Origin of the sequence: Conexibacter sp. CPCC 205762 (genome assembly GCF_030646155.1) — a bacterium.
GTDB lineage: Bacteria > Actinomycetota > Thermoleophilia > Solirubrobacterales > Solirubrobacteraceae > Conexibacter.
The window spans coordinates 1-18,028 of record NZ_JAUTDN010000027.1 but is presented as its reverse complement, the minus strand read 5'-3'; the positions used below and the strand labels follow the sequence as shown (position 1 = coordinate 18,028).

18 protein-coding genes are annotated in these 18,028 nt (G+C 71.8%); 15 read left to right on the top strand and 3 right to left on the bottom strand.

What is annotated here, in order from left to right; genetic code table 11:
* Nucleotides 1–3 precede the first annotated feature (3 nt).
* The 3 genes from Q7L73_RS18840 to Q7L73_RS18830 form a co-directional block, all read right to left on the bottom strand.
* On the bottom strand, nt 4–2,352 hold the full coding sequence (locus tag Q7L73_RS18840) for a S8 family peptidase (protein ID WP_304692784.1): 2,349 nt from the start codon (nt 2,350–2,352) through the stop codon (nt 4–6).
* A 12-nt stretch (nt 2,353–2,364) separates the two neighbouring features.
* Complete coding sequence (locus Q7L73_RS18835; protein WP_304692782.1) at nt 2,365–3,204, bottom strand: AAA family ATPase; 840 nt, start codon at nt 3,202–3,204, stop codon at nt 2,365–2,367.
* Nucleotides 3,205–3,717: 513 nt separating this feature from the next.
* Nucleotides 3,718–4,518, bottom strand: a complete 801-nt coding sequence (locus tag Q7L73_RS18830) for an enoyl-CoA hydratase-related protein (RefSeq protein WP_304692780.1) — start codon at nt 4,516–4,518, stop codon at nt 3,718–3,720.
* Nucleotides 4,519–4,564: 46 nt separating this feature from the next.
* Here Q7L73_RS18830 and Q7L73_RS18825 point away from each other — a divergent pair, with 46 nt between their 5' ends.
* The 15 genes from Q7L73_RS18825 to Q7L73_RS18755 all read left to right on the top strand — a co-directional run bounded on the left by Q7L73_RS18825 (nt 4,565) and on the right by Q7L73_RS18755 (nt 17,765).
* A complete protein-coding gene (locus Q7L73_RS18825; protein ID WP_304692778.1) occupies nt 4,565–5,929 on the top strand; it encodes an OB-fold domain-containing protein in 1,365 nt (454 codons plus the stop codon).
* Nucleotides 5,929–7,125 carry an acetyl-CoA acetyltransferase gene (locus Q7L73_RS18820; RefSeq protein WP_304692776.1) on the top strand — a complete coding sequence of 399 codons (1,197 nt, stop codon included), beginning with the start codon at nt 5,929–5,931 and terminating at the stop codon, nt 7,123–7,125. The genes Q7L73_RS18825 and Q7L73_RS18820 overlap by 1 nt, the downstream gene beginning before the upstream one ends.
* On the top strand, nt 7,122–7,892 hold the full coding sequence (locus tag Q7L73_RS18815; RefSeq protein WP_304692774.1) for a crotonase/enoyl-CoA hydratase family protein: 771 nt from the start codon (nt 7,122–7,124) through the stop codon (nt 7,890–7,892). The genes Q7L73_RS18820 and Q7L73_RS18815 overlap by 4 nt, the downstream gene beginning before the upstream one ends.
* A 19-nt stretch (nt 7,893–7,911) precedes the next feature.
* Entirely contained in the window at nt 7,912–9,207 is a 1,296-nt protein-coding gene (locus Q7L73_RS18810; protein ID WP_304692772.1) for an NAD(P)/FAD-dependent oxidoreductase, read from the top strand.
* Nucleotides 9,194–10,177 carry a MaoC family dehydratase gene (locus Q7L73_RS18805; protein ID WP_304692770.1) on the top strand — a complete coding sequence of 328 codons (984 nt, stop codon included), beginning with the start codon at nt 9,194–9,196 and terminating at the stop codon, nt 10,175–10,177. Before Q7L73_RS18810 ends, Q7L73_RS18805 begins: the two co-directional genes overlap by 14 nt.
* Nucleotides 10,174–11,406, top strand: a complete 1,233-nt coding sequence (locus Q7L73_RS18800; protein ID WP_304692768.1) for a CoA transferase — start codon at nt 10,174–10,176, stop codon at nt 11,404–11,406. The genes Q7L73_RS18805 and Q7L73_RS18800 overlap by 4 nt, the downstream gene beginning before the upstream one ends.
* Nucleotides 11,403–12,173 (top strand): enoyl-CoA hydratase/isomerase family protein, encoded by a 771-nt coding sequence (locus Q7L73_RS18795; RefSeq protein WP_304692766.1) that lies wholly within the window; start codon nt 11,403–11,405, stop codon nt 12,171–12,173. Before Q7L73_RS18800 ends, Q7L73_RS18795 begins: the two co-directional genes overlap by 4 nt.
* Nucleotides 12,173–12,979: an enoyl-CoA hydratase/isomerase family protein gene (locus Q7L73_RS18790; RefSeq protein WP_304692764.1), complete on the top strand. Its 807-nt coding sequence runs from the start codon at nt 12,173–12,175 to the stop codon at nt 12,977–12,979. The genes Q7L73_RS18795 and Q7L73_RS18790 overlap by 1 nt, the downstream gene beginning before the upstream one ends.
* Nucleotides 12,976–13,686 carry an SDR family NAD(P)-dependent oxidoreductase gene (locus tag Q7L73_RS18785; protein ID WP_304692762.1) on the top strand — a complete coding sequence of 237 codons (711 nt, stop codon included), beginning with the start codon at nt 12,976–12,978 and terminating at the stop codon, nt 13,684–13,686. The genes Q7L73_RS18790 and Q7L73_RS18785 overlap by 4 nt, the downstream gene beginning before the upstream one ends.
* Before the next feature lie 51 nt (nt 13,687–13,737).
* A complete protein-coding gene (locus Q7L73_RS18780) occupies nt 13,738–15,003 on the top strand; it encodes an aromatic ring-hydroxylating dioxygenase subunit alpha (protein ID WP_304692760.1) in 1,266 nt (421 codons plus the stop codon).
* Nucleotides 15,000–15,491 carry an aromatic-ring-hydroxylating dioxygenase subunit beta gene (locus Q7L73_RS18775; protein ID WP_304692758.1) on the top strand — a complete coding sequence of 164 codons (492 nt, stop codon included), beginning with the start codon at nt 15,000–15,002 and terminating at the stop codon, nt 15,489–15,491. The genes Q7L73_RS18780 and Q7L73_RS18775 overlap by 4 nt, the downstream gene beginning before the upstream one ends.
* Nucleotides 15,491–15,721 carry a hypothetical protein gene (locus Q7L73_RS18770; protein WP_304692757.1) on the top strand — a complete coding sequence of 77 codons (231 nt, stop codon included), beginning with the start codon at nt 15,491–15,493 and terminating at the stop codon, nt 15,719–15,721. Before Q7L73_RS18775 ends, Q7L73_RS18770 begins: the two co-directional genes overlap by 1 nt.
* Nucleotides 15,721–17,082 carry an NAD(P)-binding protein gene (locus Q7L73_RS18765; RefSeq protein ID WP_304692756.1) on the top strand — a complete coding sequence of 454 codons (1,362 nt, stop codon included), beginning with the start codon at nt 15,721–15,723 and terminating at the stop codon, nt 17,080–17,082. Before Q7L73_RS18770 ends, Q7L73_RS18765 begins: the two co-directional genes overlap by 1 nt.
* Nucleotides 17,079–17,339, top strand: a complete 261-nt coding sequence (locus Q7L73_RS18760) for a ferredoxin family protein (protein WP_304692754.1) — start codon at nt 17,079–17,081, stop codon at nt 17,337–17,339. The genes Q7L73_RS18765 and Q7L73_RS18760 overlap by 4 nt, the downstream gene beginning before the upstream one ends.
* A gap of 207 nt (nt 17,340–17,546) precedes the next feature.
* Nucleotides 17,547–17,765 carry a hypothetical protein gene (locus Q7L73_RS18755; protein WP_304692752.1) on the top strand — a complete coding sequence of 73 codons (219 nt, stop codon included), beginning with the start codon at nt 17,547–17,549 and terminating at the stop codon, nt 17,763–17,765.
* Nucleotides 17,766–18,028: the final 263 nt, after the last annotated feature.

Sequence of the window (18,028 nt, the reverse complement as noted above, 5' to 3'; positions counted from 1 at the left end):
TGTCTACGTGCCCGCGTGGATCGGCGCGGTGAGTGGGGTGAGAACCGCGAACCGCGCGTCGGCGCGTACCTGTTCGTAGAGGTCGAGCGTCTTCTTGCTTTCGATCGTCATGACGAGCGTGAAGTCCAGCGATGTCGCGGTGGCCTTGGGGATCAGCTGGCCCTCGGCCCGCTCGTAGTAGGTGACCCAGATCGACGGCAGATGCAGCTTGTCGGCGTTCGCGCCGTCTTCGTGGCGCATCACGGTTTCCCACTTGCCCTCGTCGCGCAGTGTGTGTTCGCTGCGCACGGCCTTGCCGGACCGGGTCTTTGGGTTCAGGCTAAGAGCCCAGCCCTGACTAGCGAGAGTCTGGATCAGCTTGCCATCTGTGCGGAGGTCGACGTCGATGGGCTTCTTGCCGCTGTTCTTGAGGCTCATCGTGTAGGCGGTCGCGTTAGGGCGCATGACCACCTCCAGGCCGGCCTGGGTGTACTCGACGGCGTCCTGCGGATCGGTCGGTGAGATGAAAGAGACGGTCCAGCGAGCCTTCACGCGACCGGAGAGGCCGGAGAAGGGGTAGGGCATTGGGTAAGCGCGCGTCATCCCGCGCTCGATGGTGTCCCGTACGACGACGGTCACGGTCCCGGGTGCGCAGTCGAGCAGGTGTCGGTAGTCGTCGCGGAGACGGCCGTAGCCAATAGTGGGGAGGTCGTGCTTCTTGGGCGCTGTGGCGAAGTGCGCCGCCATGCCGCGTGCGAGGTTGGCCGAGAACGGAACAGGTGCCAACAGAGTCGCGATCCCGCGCGCAGCGGTTGGCGCGGCGAAGCTCGTGCCCATGTTGACTTGGTAGCCGCCACCGACGTCGGCGCCGATGAAGTGCTGCGCGTCGCTGCCTCCGAAGGCGACCCCAAGGGGCGAGACGCGCAGGCCAGGGCGTCCAGGTCCGACGCAGGAGTATGGCGCTCGGGTGGGCTCGTCAGGCGCCAGGTCGTCGCACGCGCCGACGGCAAGGACGTTGACGCCATCGGCGGGGGCCATGACACGGTCCTCGCCGAGGGAGGAGATCGTCGGCTGGCCCTCGTTCCCGACGGCGACTGTAACGGTCAGGCCGAGGTCCGCGATGAGCTGGTCGAGCTCGGCGGTGAAGCGGTTGATGTCGGCATCCTCGTCGATCGCCGAATCGTCCGGTCCGAGGCTCAGGTTGACGATCGGCCAGCGCACAGGCTTGTCGCGCAGAACGTCCACGATCTGGTCGAGGATCCAGTACGGCTCGTCTGCGGGATCGACCTCGGCGGGCGCCGGCAGGACCCGGAAATGATCGACGTATGCTGGCGGGGTTGGCAGCGGACGGCCGGGCTGGATGTGACCGTAAAGCAGGGCACTCGAGACGAGCGTCCCATGTGCGACGAACTGCTCGACGCGCGGAGCGCTTGTCAGATCGCCCTCGCTGACGAACGGTGCGAGCAGCGGATGGGTGGCATCGACGCCCCCGTCGAACACCGCGATGCGGTGTTCTCGCGGTGGCCGTGCGCTGGGTGGCTCGGGGGCCGCTCCTCCAAGATCGGCACTGCGGATGCGCTTTTCGGGAATGCGACGCATCTGCGGCATCGGACGCACCGCGCGCAGCGGGTTGAAGCGTTCGAGGTCGTTGAGGCCGCGACGCGGAAGACGGATCGGGACGAACGTCAGGGTCCCCACGCGACGCAGGTACTTACGGCGCATCTCGCCGTCGAGGCGTTCGACGAGCGTCTCGAGCTTAGTCGTGATCCGTTCGGCAGCGGCGGTCGAAGGCAGTCCATTGACGTCGATGGCGGGATGCAGGACCGCTTCCCAAACCAACGCTTCATCGGGGTCCTCGTCGTCGACGTGAAGCCGCTCGATCCGTTCAGGTCCCGGCAGGAGGATGCTCTCGAAGCGCACGAACTCGTCTGCGATCGTCTCCGGCGGCGCCGTGCTGGTCAGAAGTTGCCCCATGCGGTCCAGAGACGCGGTGGTGGCTGCGAGCAGAAGCGTTTTGGTCGGCATGTCCTCTTGGTCCGGGCCGCTGCGCTTGCGCAGCGTGCCGCGAGAGGCGCGTGTCCCGACCATGACCAAGTCGGCGTCCTCGCGCAAGACGCGCGGATGGTGCGTCGCCGCAAGGTAGTTGGGATGCAGTTTGGCCTGTACGACGATGCGGTCGCCGCGGTACTCGTCGGGGAGCGTCGCGACGTTGCTGCGGATGTGCTGCACCTGACCCGCGAGGCGGGAACGCACCTCGGCGTAGGTGTAAGGGTGGTACTTCGGCCCGTGTCCCTGCGCCCTGGTCTGCTCGTCGCCGAAGGAGGAGTCAGCGCTGAGGATCGGACGAGCGGAGTTGGTGTCGCTGGTCGCCATGAATTTGCTCCGTTACGCGTCGGCAGCGCCAGCTTGGGCGAGACGTTGGGCGGCGGTGTGCGAGCAACCCAGCAGCTCACCGATTATCCGGCTGGACAGGCCCGCTGTGTCACGAGCGACGGCAGCGAACTGTTCGCGAGCACGGCGGTCGGACGGGGTGTCGCGCGGCGCGGCGGCGAGCAGCAGCGCGCGGTCAAGTGGTTCGTCGTCGAGTACGGCCCGGCGCGCGGCACGATGAACGAGCGCGGTCAGGCTGGCGCCCGTGGTTCCGGTAGTAACTGCGACGAGCGCCGCGACCGTCTCGGGCGACGGTGCGAGCGTCAGGTCTGAGAACACCTGCTGAAGAATCGCTGCGCGTGCTGGCTTGTCCGGGAAGCCGAGCCGAAGGTGGACCTCGAAGCGGCGCTCAAGGGCTGGATCGAGGAGGTCAAGGTGGTTCGTTGCGGCGATCAGCGGTGCGTCCCCGGGCCAGCGGTCGAGTTCCACGAGGAGTGTCGTGACGAAGCGCTTGAACTCGCCCACGTCGTAGGCGTCATCGCGACGCTTGGCCAGCGCATCGATCTCGTCGAGACCGAGCACGGCCCCCTGGTGGCGAGCCTCTGCGAAGAGCGAACTGAGGCTGCGCGCGCTTTCGCCCAGCAGGCTCCCGATGACGTCGGTGGGCTCAACCCGGATCAGTGGCCGGCCGACCCGCGCCGCGAGCGACTGCATCGTCATCGACTTGCCAACCCCGGGCGGGCCCGAGAGCAGGAGAGTTCGCGTTGGATGCAGACCAGATGCGATGAGCCGGTCCCGCTGACGGTACTCGTGCACGATGTCGTCGATGACCCGACGGTCGTCGGCCGCGAGCACGGGGGCCGGCGCGTCCTCGCTGCTCTCGGCGACTGGGGGCGTGACAACGCTCCGCGGGGACGCTCGTCGGTCCTCCGTTCTGCTTGGTCGCGCGGCCTCTTCGGCGAACAGCAACGCGATCGCAGCACGTCCCGACTCGCTGAGACGCGCCCTGCGTCGACCCGCTTGTGTCGTGACGAGCTTGCGGACGCGGGCAGGTACCTCGTCTGCCCGATCCCGCAGAATCATCCGAAGGACATCGACAAGGACCGCCTCGCCGGGCTCCAGAAGCTCTGGATTGGAAACTCTCGTGGCTGACACACCGAAAACGTACCAGGGATACTGGCTGGAACTGCTGGAAAGCTAGGCGTCCTTGGAGTCGGTGCTCATTCGGCCCGCTTTTTCGTTCCAGACCGGCTGTAGTATTCGCCTCGGAGGCGAGCAGGTGAGGTCGTGTCGTTCGCCGCTGCGCCGGGATCTTCGCGGCTCAGGTCTTCTGCCTGGCGAGTCTTGCGATCGGCCCTTTTGCCGCGCTCACGCCCTGACGAACCGCGGTCGCCGCTTCTCTCTGAAGGCGGCGACGCCCTCGGCGTAGTCGGCGGTCGTGGCGTGGCGCTGCTGGACCTGTGCCTCGCGCGCGAGCAGGGGCTCCAGCTCGGCGCCGAGCGAGGCGTTGATGATCTCCTTCATCGACGCGATCGCCGTCGTCGGCATCGCGGCGAGGCGCGTGGCGAGTGCTTCGCCGGCGGCGGGCAGGGCGTCGTCGGCGACCAGCTCGTTGACGATGCCCCACCCGCGCGCGGTTGCGGCTGGCAGCTTCTCGCCGAGCATCGCCAGCTGCGCGGTGCGGGCGGGGCCGATGCGGGCGACGAGGTGGGGGAGGGCGCCGCCGTCTGGCATCACGGCGATGTGGACGAAGGCCAGCAGGAAGGTCGCCGACTCGGCGGCGACGACGAGGTCGCAGGCGAGCGCCAGCGAGCAGCCGAGGCCGGCGGCGGCGCCGTGGACGGCGGCGACGGCTGGCTTGGGCATGCGCCGCAGCTCCAGCACGATCGGGTTGTAGATCTGCTCCAGGCGGGAGTGCAGGTCGGGCGATCCGTCGGGCTCCAGCTCACGCGGGACCTTCACGTCGGCGCCGGCGCAGAAGGCGCGCCCGGCTCCCGTGATCAGCACCGCGCGGACGTCGTCGTCGGCGCTCGCGGCGCGCAGGGCGGCGAGCAGCTCGCGGCCCATCTCGGGGGTCCAGGCGTTCAGCGCCTCGGGCCGGTGCAGCTCGATCTGCTCGACGCCGCCGACGCGGCGGACGCGGATGTTGCTCGGCTGTACGGTATGCACGGACAGCATGATACGCAGTGTCCGGACACGGCGTACGGTCTCGCTCATGGCTCACGCACTGCTGTCTTACGCCGCCTACGTGCCCCGGCATCGCCTCGCGCGCGCGGAGCTCGCCGCGGCGCTCGGAAGCGGCGGCGGCAAGGGATCTCGCGCGGTCGCGTCCTACGACGAGGACAGCACCACGATGGGCGTCGAGGCGGCCCGCGCCGCGCTGGCCGACGGCGTCGGCGTGCCCTCGATCCACTTCGCCACGACCGCGCCCGCCTACTTCGACAAGACCAACGCGACCGCGATCCACGCCGCGCTCGACCTCGGCCACGACGGCTTCGCGGTCGACCTCGCCGGCTCCGCCCGCGGCGCGGTCGGCGCGCTGCGTGCTGCTGCCGCCGGCGGCGGCCTGGCGGTCCTCAGCGATCTGCGCACCGGCCGGCCCGGCTCCGCCGACGAGCGCGACGGCGGCGACGCCGCCGCGGCCTTCCTGTTCGGCGACGGCGAGCCGATCGCGACCGTACGCGCCGAGGCCTCGACGACCGCCGAGTTCCTCGACCGCTGGCGCGCGCCGGGCGAGCTGGCGAGCGGCCAATGGGAGGAGCGCTTCGGTGCCGAGGCGTACGCGCCGCTGATCCACGACGCCGTCACGCGCGCGCTCGAACAGGCCGGCGTCGCACAGCCCGACCACGTGATCGTCTCCTCGCCGCACGCGCGCGCCGCCGCGGCCGCGTCGAAGCGCTACGCCGGGCGCGTCCCCGAGCAGGCGCCGGCGATCGGCTACGCCGGCACCGCCGACCCCGGCCTCCGTCTCGCCGCGGTGCTCGACCGTGCGCGCCCCGGCGAGACGATCCTGCTGGTCGTCGCCGCCGACGGCTGCGACGCGACCGTGCTGGAGGTCCGCCCGGGGATCGAGGGCGCCCGCGCCCCCAAGCCGGTCGCCGAGCTGGTCGAGGGCGGCCGCGAGCTGCGCTACGCGACCTACCTGACCTGGCGCGGCCTGCTCGACCGTGAGCCGCCGCGCCGGCCCGAGCCCGGCCGCCCCGCCGGGCCGCCGTCGCTGCGCTCGGAGAGCTGGAAGTTCGCCTTCGTCGGCTCGCGCTGCGAGGCCTGCGGGCAGGTCCACGTGCCGCCGCGCCGGGTCTGCGTCAACTGCCAGGCGGTCGACCGGATGGAGCGGGCGGCGCTCTCGCGCAAGCCCGGCACGGTCGCCACGTTCACGGTCGATCGGCTCGCCTTCTCGCCTTCGCCGCCGGTGATCGACGCGGTCGTCGACTTCGACGGCGGCGGGCGCTACACGCTCGAGGTCGCCGACGCCTCGCCCGACGAGGTCGAGATCGGCACGCCGGTCGAGCTGGCCTTCCGCCGGCTCTACACGAGCGGCGGCGTCCACAACTACTTCTGGAAGGCAACGGTGGCCTGATGGCGAGCAACGGGATCAAGGATCGCGTCGCGATCGTCGGCATGGGCTGCACGAGATTCGGCGAGCGCTGGGACAAGGGCGCCGACGAGCTGCTCGTCGACGCCGTGCAGCAGTGCTTCGCCGCGACCCCCGCGCTGCCGAAGGAGGACGTCGACGCCTACTGGCTGGGGACGATGAACTCCGGCCAGTCGGGCACCGTGCTGTCGAAGCCGCTCGGGATCGACTACAAGCCGGTCACGCGCGTGGAGAACATGTGCGCGACCGGCTCGGAGGCGTTCCGCAACGCCTGCTACGCCGTCGCCTCCGGCGCCTACGACCGCGTCATGGCCGTCGGCGTCGAGAAGCTGAAGGACACCGGCTACTCCGGCCTCGTGCGCTCCAACGTCGCCGGTGACGGCACCGCGCCCGAGGAGACGCTGACCGCGCCGGCCGCCTTCTCGCTGCTCGACCCCGCCTACTGCCGCAAGTACGGCGTCGACCCGCAGGCGATGCGGGACGCGATGACGCACGTCGCCTGGAAGAACCACGTCAACGGCGCCAAGAACGAGCGCGCGCAGTTCCGCAAGGAGGTGCCGAAGGAGAAGATCGACGCCGGCGCCGGCAAGGTCGCGGGCCGCCTCGGCGTGATGGACTGCTCCGGCGTCTCCGACGGCGCCGCCTGCGCGCTGATCGTGCGCGCCGAGGACGCGTACAGATACACGGACAGACCGATCTTCGTGAAGGCGCTGTCGGTGATCGCGGGCCCGGCCAGCGGCCCGATCGACCCCGGCTACGACTACACGACCTTCCACGAGGTCGTCGCCTCCGCCAAGGACGCCTACGCGCAGGCCGGCATCAGCGATCCGCGCCGCGAGATCTCGCTCGCGGAGGTGCACGACTGCTTCACGCCGACCGAGCTGGTGCTGATGGAGGACATGGGCTTCTCCGCGCGCGGCCAGGCGTGGAGAGACGAGCTCGACGGCGTCTTCGACCTCGGCGGCGCGCTGCCGGTGAACCCCGACGGCGGGCTGAAGTCGTTCGGCCACCCGGTCGGTGCGAGCGGCCTGCGGATGCTGTTCGAGTGCTGGCTGCAGTTCCGCGGCGAGGCCGGCGAGCGGCAGATCGCCGACGCCAGACTCGGCCTCACGCACAACCTCGGCGGCCGCCCCGGCACCTGCGTCTCGTTCATCTCGATCGTCGGTGCGCAGCAGGGATGAGCACGGAACCGCTGCTGATCGAGCGCCGCGGGCCGGTGCTGGTGCTGACGCTCAACCGGCCCGAGGTGCGCAACGCGATCGACATGCCGCTGGCAGAGGCGATCGCAGCCGGCCTCGACCGGCTCGACGCCGACGCCGAGCTGCGCGTCGGCGTGCTGACGGGTGCCGGCAGAGGCTTCTGCGCCGGCATGGACCTGAAGCGGTTCGCCGAGACGGGCGAGCGGCCGTGGGTCGGCGACCGCGGCTTCGCCGGCATCGTGCGGCGAGCGTCGGAGAAGCCGCTGATCGCGGCGCTGGAGGGCTTCGCCGTCGCGGGCGGCCTGGAGATCGCGCTCGCCTGCGACCTGCTCGTCGCGGCGCGCGGGACCAAGCTCGGCATCCCGGAGGCCAAGCGCGGCCTCGTCGCTGCCGGCGGCGGCCTGCGCCGCCTGCCGCGGCTGCTGCCCTCCGCGCTGGCGATGGAGCTGGCGCTGACAGGCGGGCTGATCACGGCCGAGCGCGCCCACGAGGTCGGCGCGATCAACCGGCTCGCGGAGCCCGGCGAGGCGCTCACGCAAGCGCTGGAGCTGGCCGAGCAGATCGGCGCCAACGCGCCGCTGGCCGTCGCGGGCGCCAAGCGGATCCTGCAGCGGCAGTGGTCGTGGGACGACGGCGAGTTCTGGGAGCGCCAGGCCGAGATCGTCGAGCCGATCGCCACGTCGGAGGACGCCCGCGAGGGCGCCCGCGCCTTCACCGAGAAGCGCCCGCCGGTCTGGCGCGGACGCTGACGCACGAGACGGGAGAACGATGTCTGAGCACACGAACGTACTGGTGATCGGCGCGGGCATGGGCGGCGTCTGCGCCGCCGCGCGCCTCGCCGCCGCCGGCAAGAGACCGCTGCTGGTCGAGCGCGCCGAGCGCGTCGGCGGCCGCGCCTCCTCCTTCCAGAAGGACGGCTACACGATCAACACCGGCGCCGTCGCGATCGAGTACGGCGGCGCGATGGAGGAGACGTTCGAGGCGGTCGGCGCGGAGTTCGCGCTGCGCTTCCCCGACCCGGCCAACGTCTTCCGCATCGGCGGCAAGACCGTCAACCCGGCCAAGGGCGGCTGGGCCTTCCTGCTCGACCGCATCACCAAGAAGGGCGCGAAGGTCCTCACGCAGCTCGGCAGCGCCAAGCGCGGCGACTACCCAGAGGAGCAGCTGACGCTGGAGCAGTGGATCGGCAGAGCGACCTCCAACGAGACGATCCACCGCCTCTTCCGCAACCTCGCCGCCGCGATCTTCGCCGTCAACGCCGACGAGATCCCGGCGAAGGCGTTCCTGACGTACTTCATGGAGAAGGGCGCCTTCCGCAAGTTCGGCTTCCACCCCGACGGCACGATCGGCGTGACGAGAGCACTCGCCGACGTCGTCGAACGCGACGGCGGCCGGGTCTGGCTCGACAGCGAGGTCGTGCGACTGCACAGCGCCGACGGGCGCGTCACCGGCGCGACGATCCGCCGCGGGGACGAGCTGGTCGAGGTCGCCTGCGACGCCGTCATCTCCAACGCCGGCCCCGACGCGACGATCGCGCTCGCCGGCGAGGAGGCGCTCGGCGCCGACTACGTCGCCTCGATCCGCAGGCTCTCGAAGCCGACGGCCAACTTCATCATCCACGTCGCCAGCGACGAGCCGCTGCTCGACACGCCCGGCCTGATCGTCTTCTCCAACACCGAGCGCGTCTGCAACGCCGGCAACATGACCGCGACCTGTCCCGAGCTGGCGCCGGAGGGCAAGCACCTGACGGTCGTCTACGCGGTGCCGCGCCCGGCCGTCGGCGAGTTCGACGCCGACCGGGAGCTGGAGCTGTCGCTGGAGGAGCTGCGCGCCGAGCTGCCCGGGATGGCCGACGCCGAGGTGATCGACGCGCGCACGATGCAGGGCGACTGGCCGGCGCAGCGCGCGCTGTCGGGCTACGAGATGCCGCGCGAGACGCCGCTCGACAACCTCTGGAACGTCGGCGACGGCGTGCGCGACTACGGCAGCGGCGGCACCCAGTCGTGTGCGGAGACGGCCCGTGACGTCGTGGCGGAGATCCTCGGTGAGCGTGTCGCGTCCTGAGTCGCGCGGGCTGACGGCCGGCCCGTGGTTCGACGAGCTGGCGGTCGGCGACCGCTTCGGCGCCGCGCCGGCGTTCACGCTCACCGACGGCGACGCCGCCGTCCACCGCGCGATCGTCGGCGACCGGCTGCGGCTGGCGCTCGACGAGCAGCTCGCCGCGCGCGTCACCGGCGCGCCCGGCCCGCTCGCGCATCCCGCGCTCGTCTGGAACGTCGCGATCGGCCAGTCGACGATCGTGACGCGGCGCGTGATCGCCAACCTCTTCTACCGCGGGCTCGTGCTGCAGCGCGCGCCGCGGATCGGAGACACGCTGCGCACGACGACGACCGTCGAGGCGCTGCGCGAGACGACGCGGCGACCCGAGCGGGCGCCGACCGGCCTCGCCGTGCTGCGGATCCTGACCGTCGACCAGCAGGACCGGCCCGTGCTCGACTTCCGCCGCTGCGCGATGCTGCCGCTCAGTCCCGGCGCCGCGCCGACCGAGCACACGGCGCCGCTGGACGAGATCTCCGAGCAGCTCGACGCCGAGCTGCTCGCGGCCAGCTGGGACGGCTGGGACCTCGGCGCGTTCGAGCCGAGCCTGCTGCAGGCCGGCGACCGCTGGACGGTCGACGGCGGCGACGTCGTCTCCTCCGCGCCCGAGCTGGCGCGGCTGACGCTCAACATCGCCACCGCCCACCACGACCGCACCGTCACGGCGACCGGCAGACGGCTCGTCTACGGCGGCCACACGATCGCCGTCGCCGCCGCGCAGCTGACGCGGCTGCTGCCCGACCTCGTGACGATCGCCGGCTGGCACGGCTGCGACCACCTCGCGCCGGTCTTCGAAGGCGATCTGCTGCGTACGACGGTCGAGGTCGAGCGGCGCGACGGCGCGCTGGCCCACCTGCGCTGCAGCGTCGAGGCCGAACGCGCCGACGGCGAGCTCGTCGACGTGCTCGACTGGCGGCCCGTGGCGGTGGTCGCATGAGCGGCGTGCTGGACGGGATGCGCGTCGTCGAGGGCTCGGCCTTCGTCGCCGCGCCGCTGGGCGGCATGACGCTCGCGCAGCTCGGCGCCGACGTGATCCGCTTCGACCAGATCGGCGGCGGGCTCGACCGCGACCGCTGGCCGCTCGCGGCCGACGGCCAGAGCCTCTTCTGGGCCGGCCTCAACAAGGGCAAGCGCTCGATCCAGCTCGACCTCCGCTCCGACGAAGGGCGCGAACTGGCGCAGGCGCTCATCACCGCCCCGGGCGAGGACGCCGGCCTCTTCCTGACCAACTTCCCGGCGCGCGGCTGGCTCGCCCACGACGCCCTCCAGGCCCGCCGTCGCGATCTCGTGATGGTCGCGCTGACCGGCAACCAGGACGGCTCCAGCGAGGTCGACTACACCGTCAACCCCTCGACCGGCTTCCCCTGGGCGACCGGTCCGCGCAACCTCGCCGAGCCGCTCAACAGCGTGCTGCCGGCCTGGGACGTCGCGATGGGCACGCTCGCCACGACCGGGCTGCTGGCCGCCGAGCGCCGGCGTGCGCGGACGGGGGAGGGGACGCTGGTGCGGCTCGCCCTCTCCGACGTCGCCTTCGCGATGGTCGGCAACCTCGGCCGGATCGCCGAGGCGCAGCTCGGCGGGCGCGACCAGCCCAAGGACGGCAACTATCTCTACGGCGCCTTCGGGCACGACTTCGAGACGCGCGACGGGCGGCGGCTGATGGTCGTGGCGCTCACCGGTCGCCAGTGGCGGGCGCTGCAGGACGTGACCGGCCTGCACGAGGCGTGCAGAAGCGTCGAGCAGGCGACCGGGTACGACCTCAGCGGCGAGGCCGGCCGCTACGAGGGCCGCGACCTGATCGCGGCGCTGCTGCGACCGTGGTTCGCGCAGCGCGAGATGAGCGAGATCCGCGCCGCGTTCGCCGGCACCGGCGTCTCGTGGGGGCCGTACCAGACGTTCAAGCAGCTCGTCGAGGAGGACGAGCGCTGCTCGCCGGCCAACCCGATGTTCAGCACGGTCGAGCATCCCGGGCTCGGCAGCTACCTGATGCCGGGCTCGCCGCTCGACTTCGCCGCCTTCGCGCGCGAGCCGGCGCGCCGTGCGCCGCTGCTCGGCGAGCACACGGAGGAGATCCTCGGCGACGTGCTCGGCTGCAGCGACGCCGAGATCGGCCGGCTGCTGGACCGCGGCGTCGTCGCGGGCGCGCGCGAGCGGAGCGCCGCATGAGCGCCGAGCAGCCCGTCCTGACGCAGGTCGCCGACGGCGTCGGCCGCATCGTGCTCAACCGCCCGCAGGCGATGAACGCGATCACCGTCCCGCTGGCGGAGGGCCTGGCGACCGCCCTTGCCACGCTGGCGCCGCGGGTCTCCGTGATCGAGATCCGCGGCGCCGGCGGAAACTTCTGCGTCGGCGGCGACTTCAAGGAGCTGGAGGCGCTGCGCGCGCAGGGGCCGGAGGCGATGACCGAGCTGTTCACCTCCTTCGGCCGCGCCTGCGCGCTCGTGGCCGAGGTCGACGTGCCGGTCGTCGTGGTCGTCGAGGGGTACGCGATGGCGGGGGGCTTCGAGCTGATGCAGGCCGCCGACATCGCGCTCGTCGCCGAGGACGCCAAGCTCGCCGACAACCACGCCAACTTCGGCCAGGTGCCGGGCGGCGGCGGCTCGCAGCGGCTGCCGCGGCTGGTCGGCCGCCAGCGGGCGACCGCGCACATCCTGCTCGGCGAGCGCATCTCCGGCACGGAGGCGGCGGCGTGGGGCCTCGCCTACCGCGCCGTCCCGCGCACGCAGCTCGACGCGGCCGCCGCCGAGCTGACCGCGCGGCTCGCCGGCAAGACGCGCGAGGCGCAGGCGCGCACGAAGCGGCTGATCCGCGACGGTCTCGAGCTGCCGCTGGCGGAGGGCGTCGCGCTGGAGCGCCGCGTCGTCGTCGAGCACCTCACCGGCGAGGCCGCCGGCGCCGGGATCGCATCGTTCACTGCCAGAGGGAGAAGCTGATGTCCGACACGCTGATCGGCGACGGGCCGATCCTGCTCGACCTCGACGGCGCGGTCGCGCACCTGCGCTTCAACCGGCCGCAGGCCTCCAACGGCCTCGACGTGCCGTTCCTGCGCGCGCTCTACGAGGCGGTGATGACCGTCCACGGCGAGCCGCGCGCCCGCGCCGTCCTGATCACCGGCGAGGGCAGGCACTTCTGCGCCGGCGGCGACGTGAAGACATTCGCCGCCAAAGGCGAGGCGCTGCCCGACTACCTGCGCGAGGCGACCAGCTGGCTGCAGGTCTGCGCCTCGGCGCTGATGCGGCTGCAGGCGCCCGTCGTCGCGGCCGTCCACGGCTTCGCCGCCGGGGGCGGCGGGCTGGGGCTGGTCTGCGCCTCCGACCTCGTGCTCGCCGAGCGGTCGGCGAAGTTCATGCTCGGCGCGACGCGCGTCGGGATGGCGCCGGACGCCGGCGGCTCGGTCACGCTCACCCACCTCGTCGGCCTGCGCAAGGCGATGGAGATCGCCCTCACCAACCCGACGATCGAGGCCGAGGAGGCGCTGCGGATCGGGCTGATCACGCGCGTCGTCGACGACGGCACCGTCCGCGAGCAGGGCCTGGCGCTCGCGCGCGAGCTGGCGGCCGGGCCGACGCGCGCGCTCGGCGAGACGAAGCGGCTGCTGTGGGAGGGGCTCGGCGCGACCGTCGAGGCGCGCCTGCCCGACGAGGCCCGCACCGTCGCGGCGCTGTCGGGGAGCGAGGACGCGCGTGAGGGCCTCGCCGCGGTGATCGAGCGGCGCGCGCCGGAGTACCGCGGCCGATGAGACGCACCGCACTCGTCACCGGCGGCTCCTACGGCATCGGCGCCGCGATCGCCGAGCGGCTCGTCGCGGACGGCGCCGACGTCGTCATCAGCGGCCGCAAGCGCGACGCCGCGCAGGAGCAGGCCGAGCGGATCGGCGCGCGCGCCGTCGCCTTCGACGTCGCCGACCACGCCGCGACCGTCGCCGCGATCGAGCAGCTCGGCCGGATCGACATCCTCGTCAACAACGCCGGCGCTGACCACTTCGGCTGGTTCACCCAGGTCCCCTACGAGACCTGGAAGCGGATCCTCGCCGTCAACCTCGACGGCGTCCTCTCCTGCACGCAGGCGGCGCTGCCGGGGATGCAGGAGAACGGCTGGGGGCGGATCGTCACGGTCGGCTCGGAGGCCGGCCGGATCGGCTCCAAGGGCAACGCCGCCTACGCGGCGGCGAAGGGCGCGGTGATCGCGTTCACGAAGTCGATCGCGCGCGAGAACGCCCGCTTCGCGATCACCGCCAACGTCTGCTCGCCGGGCCCGATCGAGACCCCGCTGCTGCGCGAGATGAGCGAGCACGCGATCGCGGTCGTCACCGAGCAGACGCAGCTCAAGCGCCTCGGGACGCCGCGGGAGGTCGCCGCGGCGGTCGCCTTTCTCGTCTCCGAGGAGGCCTCCTACGTGACCGGCGAGAACCTCGGCGTCTCCGGCGGCATGGCGCTCGGTGGTTGACCGGACAAGTTGTCCGGACAGTCTGTCCATTTTCGTGTTAGGATGCGGAGCATGAGCACAGTCGACGCCACCATCGGATGGGATCGGCTCATCGAGCACGATCGCGTCCACGGATCGCTCTACACCGATCCGGCGGTCTACGAGGCCGAGCTGGAGCGGATCTGGTACCGGACGTGGGTCTTCGTCGGCCACGTCAGCGAGGTGCCCGAGCCCAACGACTACGTCGTCAAGTCGATCGGGCCGCAGCCGGTGATCATGAGCCGTGACAAGCAGGGCGAGATCCACCTGCTGCTCAACCGCTGCACGCACCGCGCCAACCTCGTCTGCGACGCCGCCAGAGGGAACTCCAGCGCCTTCCGCTGCCCGTACCACGGCTGGACGTTCTCGAACACCGGCAGACTGCTCGGCTACCCCTTCAACAGCGGGTACGACGGCCGCGAGGCGAAGAGAGAGCTGGGCCTCGGCCGCGTGCCTCGCGTCGAGATCTACCGGGGCTTCGTCTTCGGCTCGTTCGCCGACGACGGACCGACCCTGCTCGAGCATCTCGGCGACGCGCGCGAGGCGCTGGACCGCCTCGTCGCGCTGTCGCCGAGCGGCGAGCTGGACCTCAGCGCCGGCTGGCTCCAGCACAAGGTCAAGGCCAACTGGAAGATGCTCGTGGAGAACGAGACCGACGGCTACCACCCGCAGTTCGTCCACTCGTCGATCTTCAGCGTCGCCAAGAGCGGCATCGGCGACCTCTACGGCGAGGAGTCGACCGCCCTCTCGCGCGACCTCGGCAACGGCCACACGGAGAACGACCTGCGGCCCGAGTTCCGCCGCATCGACCAGCCGCTCGGCTGGTTCGGCACGACGCCCGACCGCGTGCCCGGCTACGTCGCGCAGCTGGAGGCCGCCAACGGCGCCGAGAAGGCGCGCGAGCTGATGATCGACGGCTCGCCGCACGTGATGCTGTTCCCGAACCTCTTCATCGCCGAGATCCAGCTGTTCGTGATCCAGCCGCTGGCGGTCGACGAGACCGTTCAGCACGTCACCGCCGTGCAGTACAAGGGCTCGCCCGACATGAACCGGCGGATGCTGCAGCAGACGATCGGCTCGGTCGGCCCCGCCGGCTTCCTGCTCGCCGACGACTCCGAGATGTACGAGCGCAACCAGCGCGGCGTTCACGCTCGCTCGCCCGAGTGGGTCGTGCTCAAGCGCGGCACCCACCGCGAGCGGCTCGACGAGAACGGCCACGTCGTCGGCGACGCGACCGACGAGGTCCCGCAGCGGGCGATCTGGAAGCACTACCGGTCGCTGATGGAGGCGGGCTCGTGAGCGCCCTGCCGCTGAACCTCGACCGCCTGCTGGAGGTCCAGCAGTTCGTCTACCGCGAGGCGCGCCTCCAGGACGAGCACGACTACGACGGCTGGGAAGCACTGTGGGCCGACGACGCGACCTACTGGGTGCCGGCCAACGGCGACGCGATCGACCCGACGAGAGAGATGTCGATCATCTTCGACAACCGCTCGCGCATCGCGACGCGCGTCAAGCAGCTGAAGACCGGCAAGCGCCACGCGCAGGCGCCGCCGTCGCGCACCCGCCGCGTCGTCTCCAACGTCGAGCTGCTCGCCGACGACGGCGAGGAGCTGCTGGTCGGCGCGAACTTCGCCGTCTACGAGTCGCGCGAGCGCGGGCTGACGGTCTGGGCCGGCCGCAGCACCTACCGGCTGCGCCCGACCGGCGACGGCCTGCTGATGGCGTACAAGAAGGTCGAGCTGGTCGACAACGACCGCGCGATCTACACCCTCGCCTTCCTGATCTGATGGACGTCGGGGAGGTCGTCAGCGAGTTCGCGGCGGTCGCGCTGTCGATCGACCACGACGGCAACGGTCCGCGGCTGCGGATCGAGGATCTGAAGACCGGCCACGTCGGCTACCTCGACGCGCTCGAGCTGGAGACGCTCGCGTGGCTGCCCGAGGGCGCGCTGCACCCGCTGCTCGACCCGTCGCTGCACCGCTGGCGCAAGCCGGCCGCTGGAGGAGGAACACACTGATGCGCATCGCGATCGTCGGCGCCGGCCCGTCGGGCTTCTTCGCCGCCGGCCACCTGCTCGGCAGAGGACACGAGGTCGACCTGTTCGACCGCCTGCCGACCCCGTGGGGGCTGGTGCGCGGCGGCGTCGCGCCCGACCACCCGAACATCAAGTCGGTCTCGAGGGTCTTCGAGAAGATCGCGGGCCGCCCCGGCTTCCGCTTCTTCGGCAACGTCGAGATCGGCAGCGACGTCAGCCACGAGCAGCTGCTCGGCTGGTACGACGCGGTCGTCTACAGCGTCGGCACGGCGATCGACCGCCGCAGCGGCGTGCCCGGGGAGGAGCTGCCCGGATCGCACTCGGCGACCGAGTTCGTCGGCTGGTACAACGGCCACCCCGACTACCGCGACCACGACTTCGACCTCTCCGGCGAGCGCGCGATCGTGATCGGCAACGGCAACGTCGCGATCGACGTCGCGCGGATGCTGACGCTGACGCACGAGGAGCTGATCGCGACCGACGCCGCCGACCACGCGATCGAGGCGCTCGACGCCGCCGGGATCTGCGAGATCGTCGTGCTCGGCCGGCGCGGCCCGCACCAGGCGGCCTTCACGAACCCCGAGCTGCTGGAGCTGGGCGAGCTGCGCGACGCCGACGTCGTCGTCGACCCGTTCGACCTGCAGGTCGACGACGCCCACGTCGACGGCGAGCTCGACGAGGTGCTCGAGCACACGATGGAGATCCTCGGCGGCTACGCCGCGCGCACGCCCGGCGGGAAGCGCAAGCGCGTCGTGCTGAAGTTCCTCAGCTCGCCCGTCGCGCTGCTCGGCGACGGACGGGTCGAGGCGGTGCGCGTCGTGCGCAACCGGCTCGAGCGCGACGCCGGCGGGACGCTGCGCGCACGCGGGACCGGCCTGACGCAGGAGATCCCGGCCGGGATCGTCTTCCGCGCGATCGGGTACCAGGGCGTCGCCGTGCCGGGCGTGCCGTTCGACGCGACGACCGGCTTGATCCCCAACGACGGCCGCGGCCGCGTCGCCGGCGCCGAGCGCACCTACGTCGCCGGCTGGATCAAGCGCGGCCCGTCGGGCGTGATCGGCACCAACAAGAGATGCGCGATCGACACGGTGAAGGCGCTGCTGGAGGATGCGGAGGCGGGGCTGCTCGCCCGCCGCCGCGCGACCGCCGCCGCGCCTGCCGACGAGGTCGAGCGCGAGCTGCGGGCGCGCGTGCCCGACCTCGTCGATCAGGCCGGCTGGGAGTCGATCGACGCCGCCGAGCGGGCCGCCGGCGAGCCGGCCGGCCGCCCGCGCGTGAAGCTGACGACGGTCCCCGACCTGCTCGACGCAGCCGGCGCGATCGCGAAGGAGGCGGTCCGGTGAGCTACGTCATCACCAGCAGATGCATCGGCAACAAGGACGCCTCGTGCACCGAGGTCTGCCCGGTCGACTGCATCCACCCGATGCCCGGCGAGCCCGGCTTCGAGGAGGCCGAGATGCTCTACATCGACCCCGACGAGTGCATCGACTGCGACGCCTGCTTCGAGTCGTGCCCCTTCAAGGCGATCTACCCGAAGGGCCAGCTCCCCGCCGATCTCGTCCAGTTCGCCGAGATCAACGCCGCGCACTTCGCTGCCTAGCGCCCCGCCCGCCTCACCTTTCTCAGGAAGTCACAGGCTTCCATGAGGCTTTTCGGTGGGCTTGGAACCGCGCGCAATCGCCGTTCTGACGGGAAATTCGCTCAGCCGGGGGCTGCATTCGCGTCCCGAAATCGTGCATCTCGGGGTCTCCGGAATCGGATAGGCAAACGCGGAGAGCCGCGGCGGCGGATCACCCGCGACGAGGTGATGACGGCCGCCGCGGTCGGCGACCTGCTCGGCATCCCGACCGCGACCGTCTATCGCCTGGCGCGCAACGGCACGCTGCCGATCCGGGCGCTGCTGCGCAGCCGGTCGCTGCCGGTCGTCGTCACGGTCACCTTCACGCCGTCCGGCGGGAGGCCGGTCACGCGGAGCGCGCGGGTGACGCTCCCCAAACGCCCGTCGCCGCGCCGCGCGACGCGCTGAGACGTCGCGCGCCGGTGCCTGGACGACGCCTGTCGCCGCGCCGCACACCGCACGACGGAGCGCCGCTGCCGTGGCCGGCGCTGTGCTTCGGCATCAGTCGTCGCCTCTTCCGATCTCGTCCAGGCCGCTCGCCTCGCTCTCGTTCGCCGTCGTCGGTTCGATCGCGTCCTGCGTCGTGGCGCGGCCGGTGTCGGCGTCGCGTCGGTGCTTGGCGGCGTGGAGCGCGCGGTCGGCTTGGCGCAGCAGCTGGCGCGCGCCGGTGT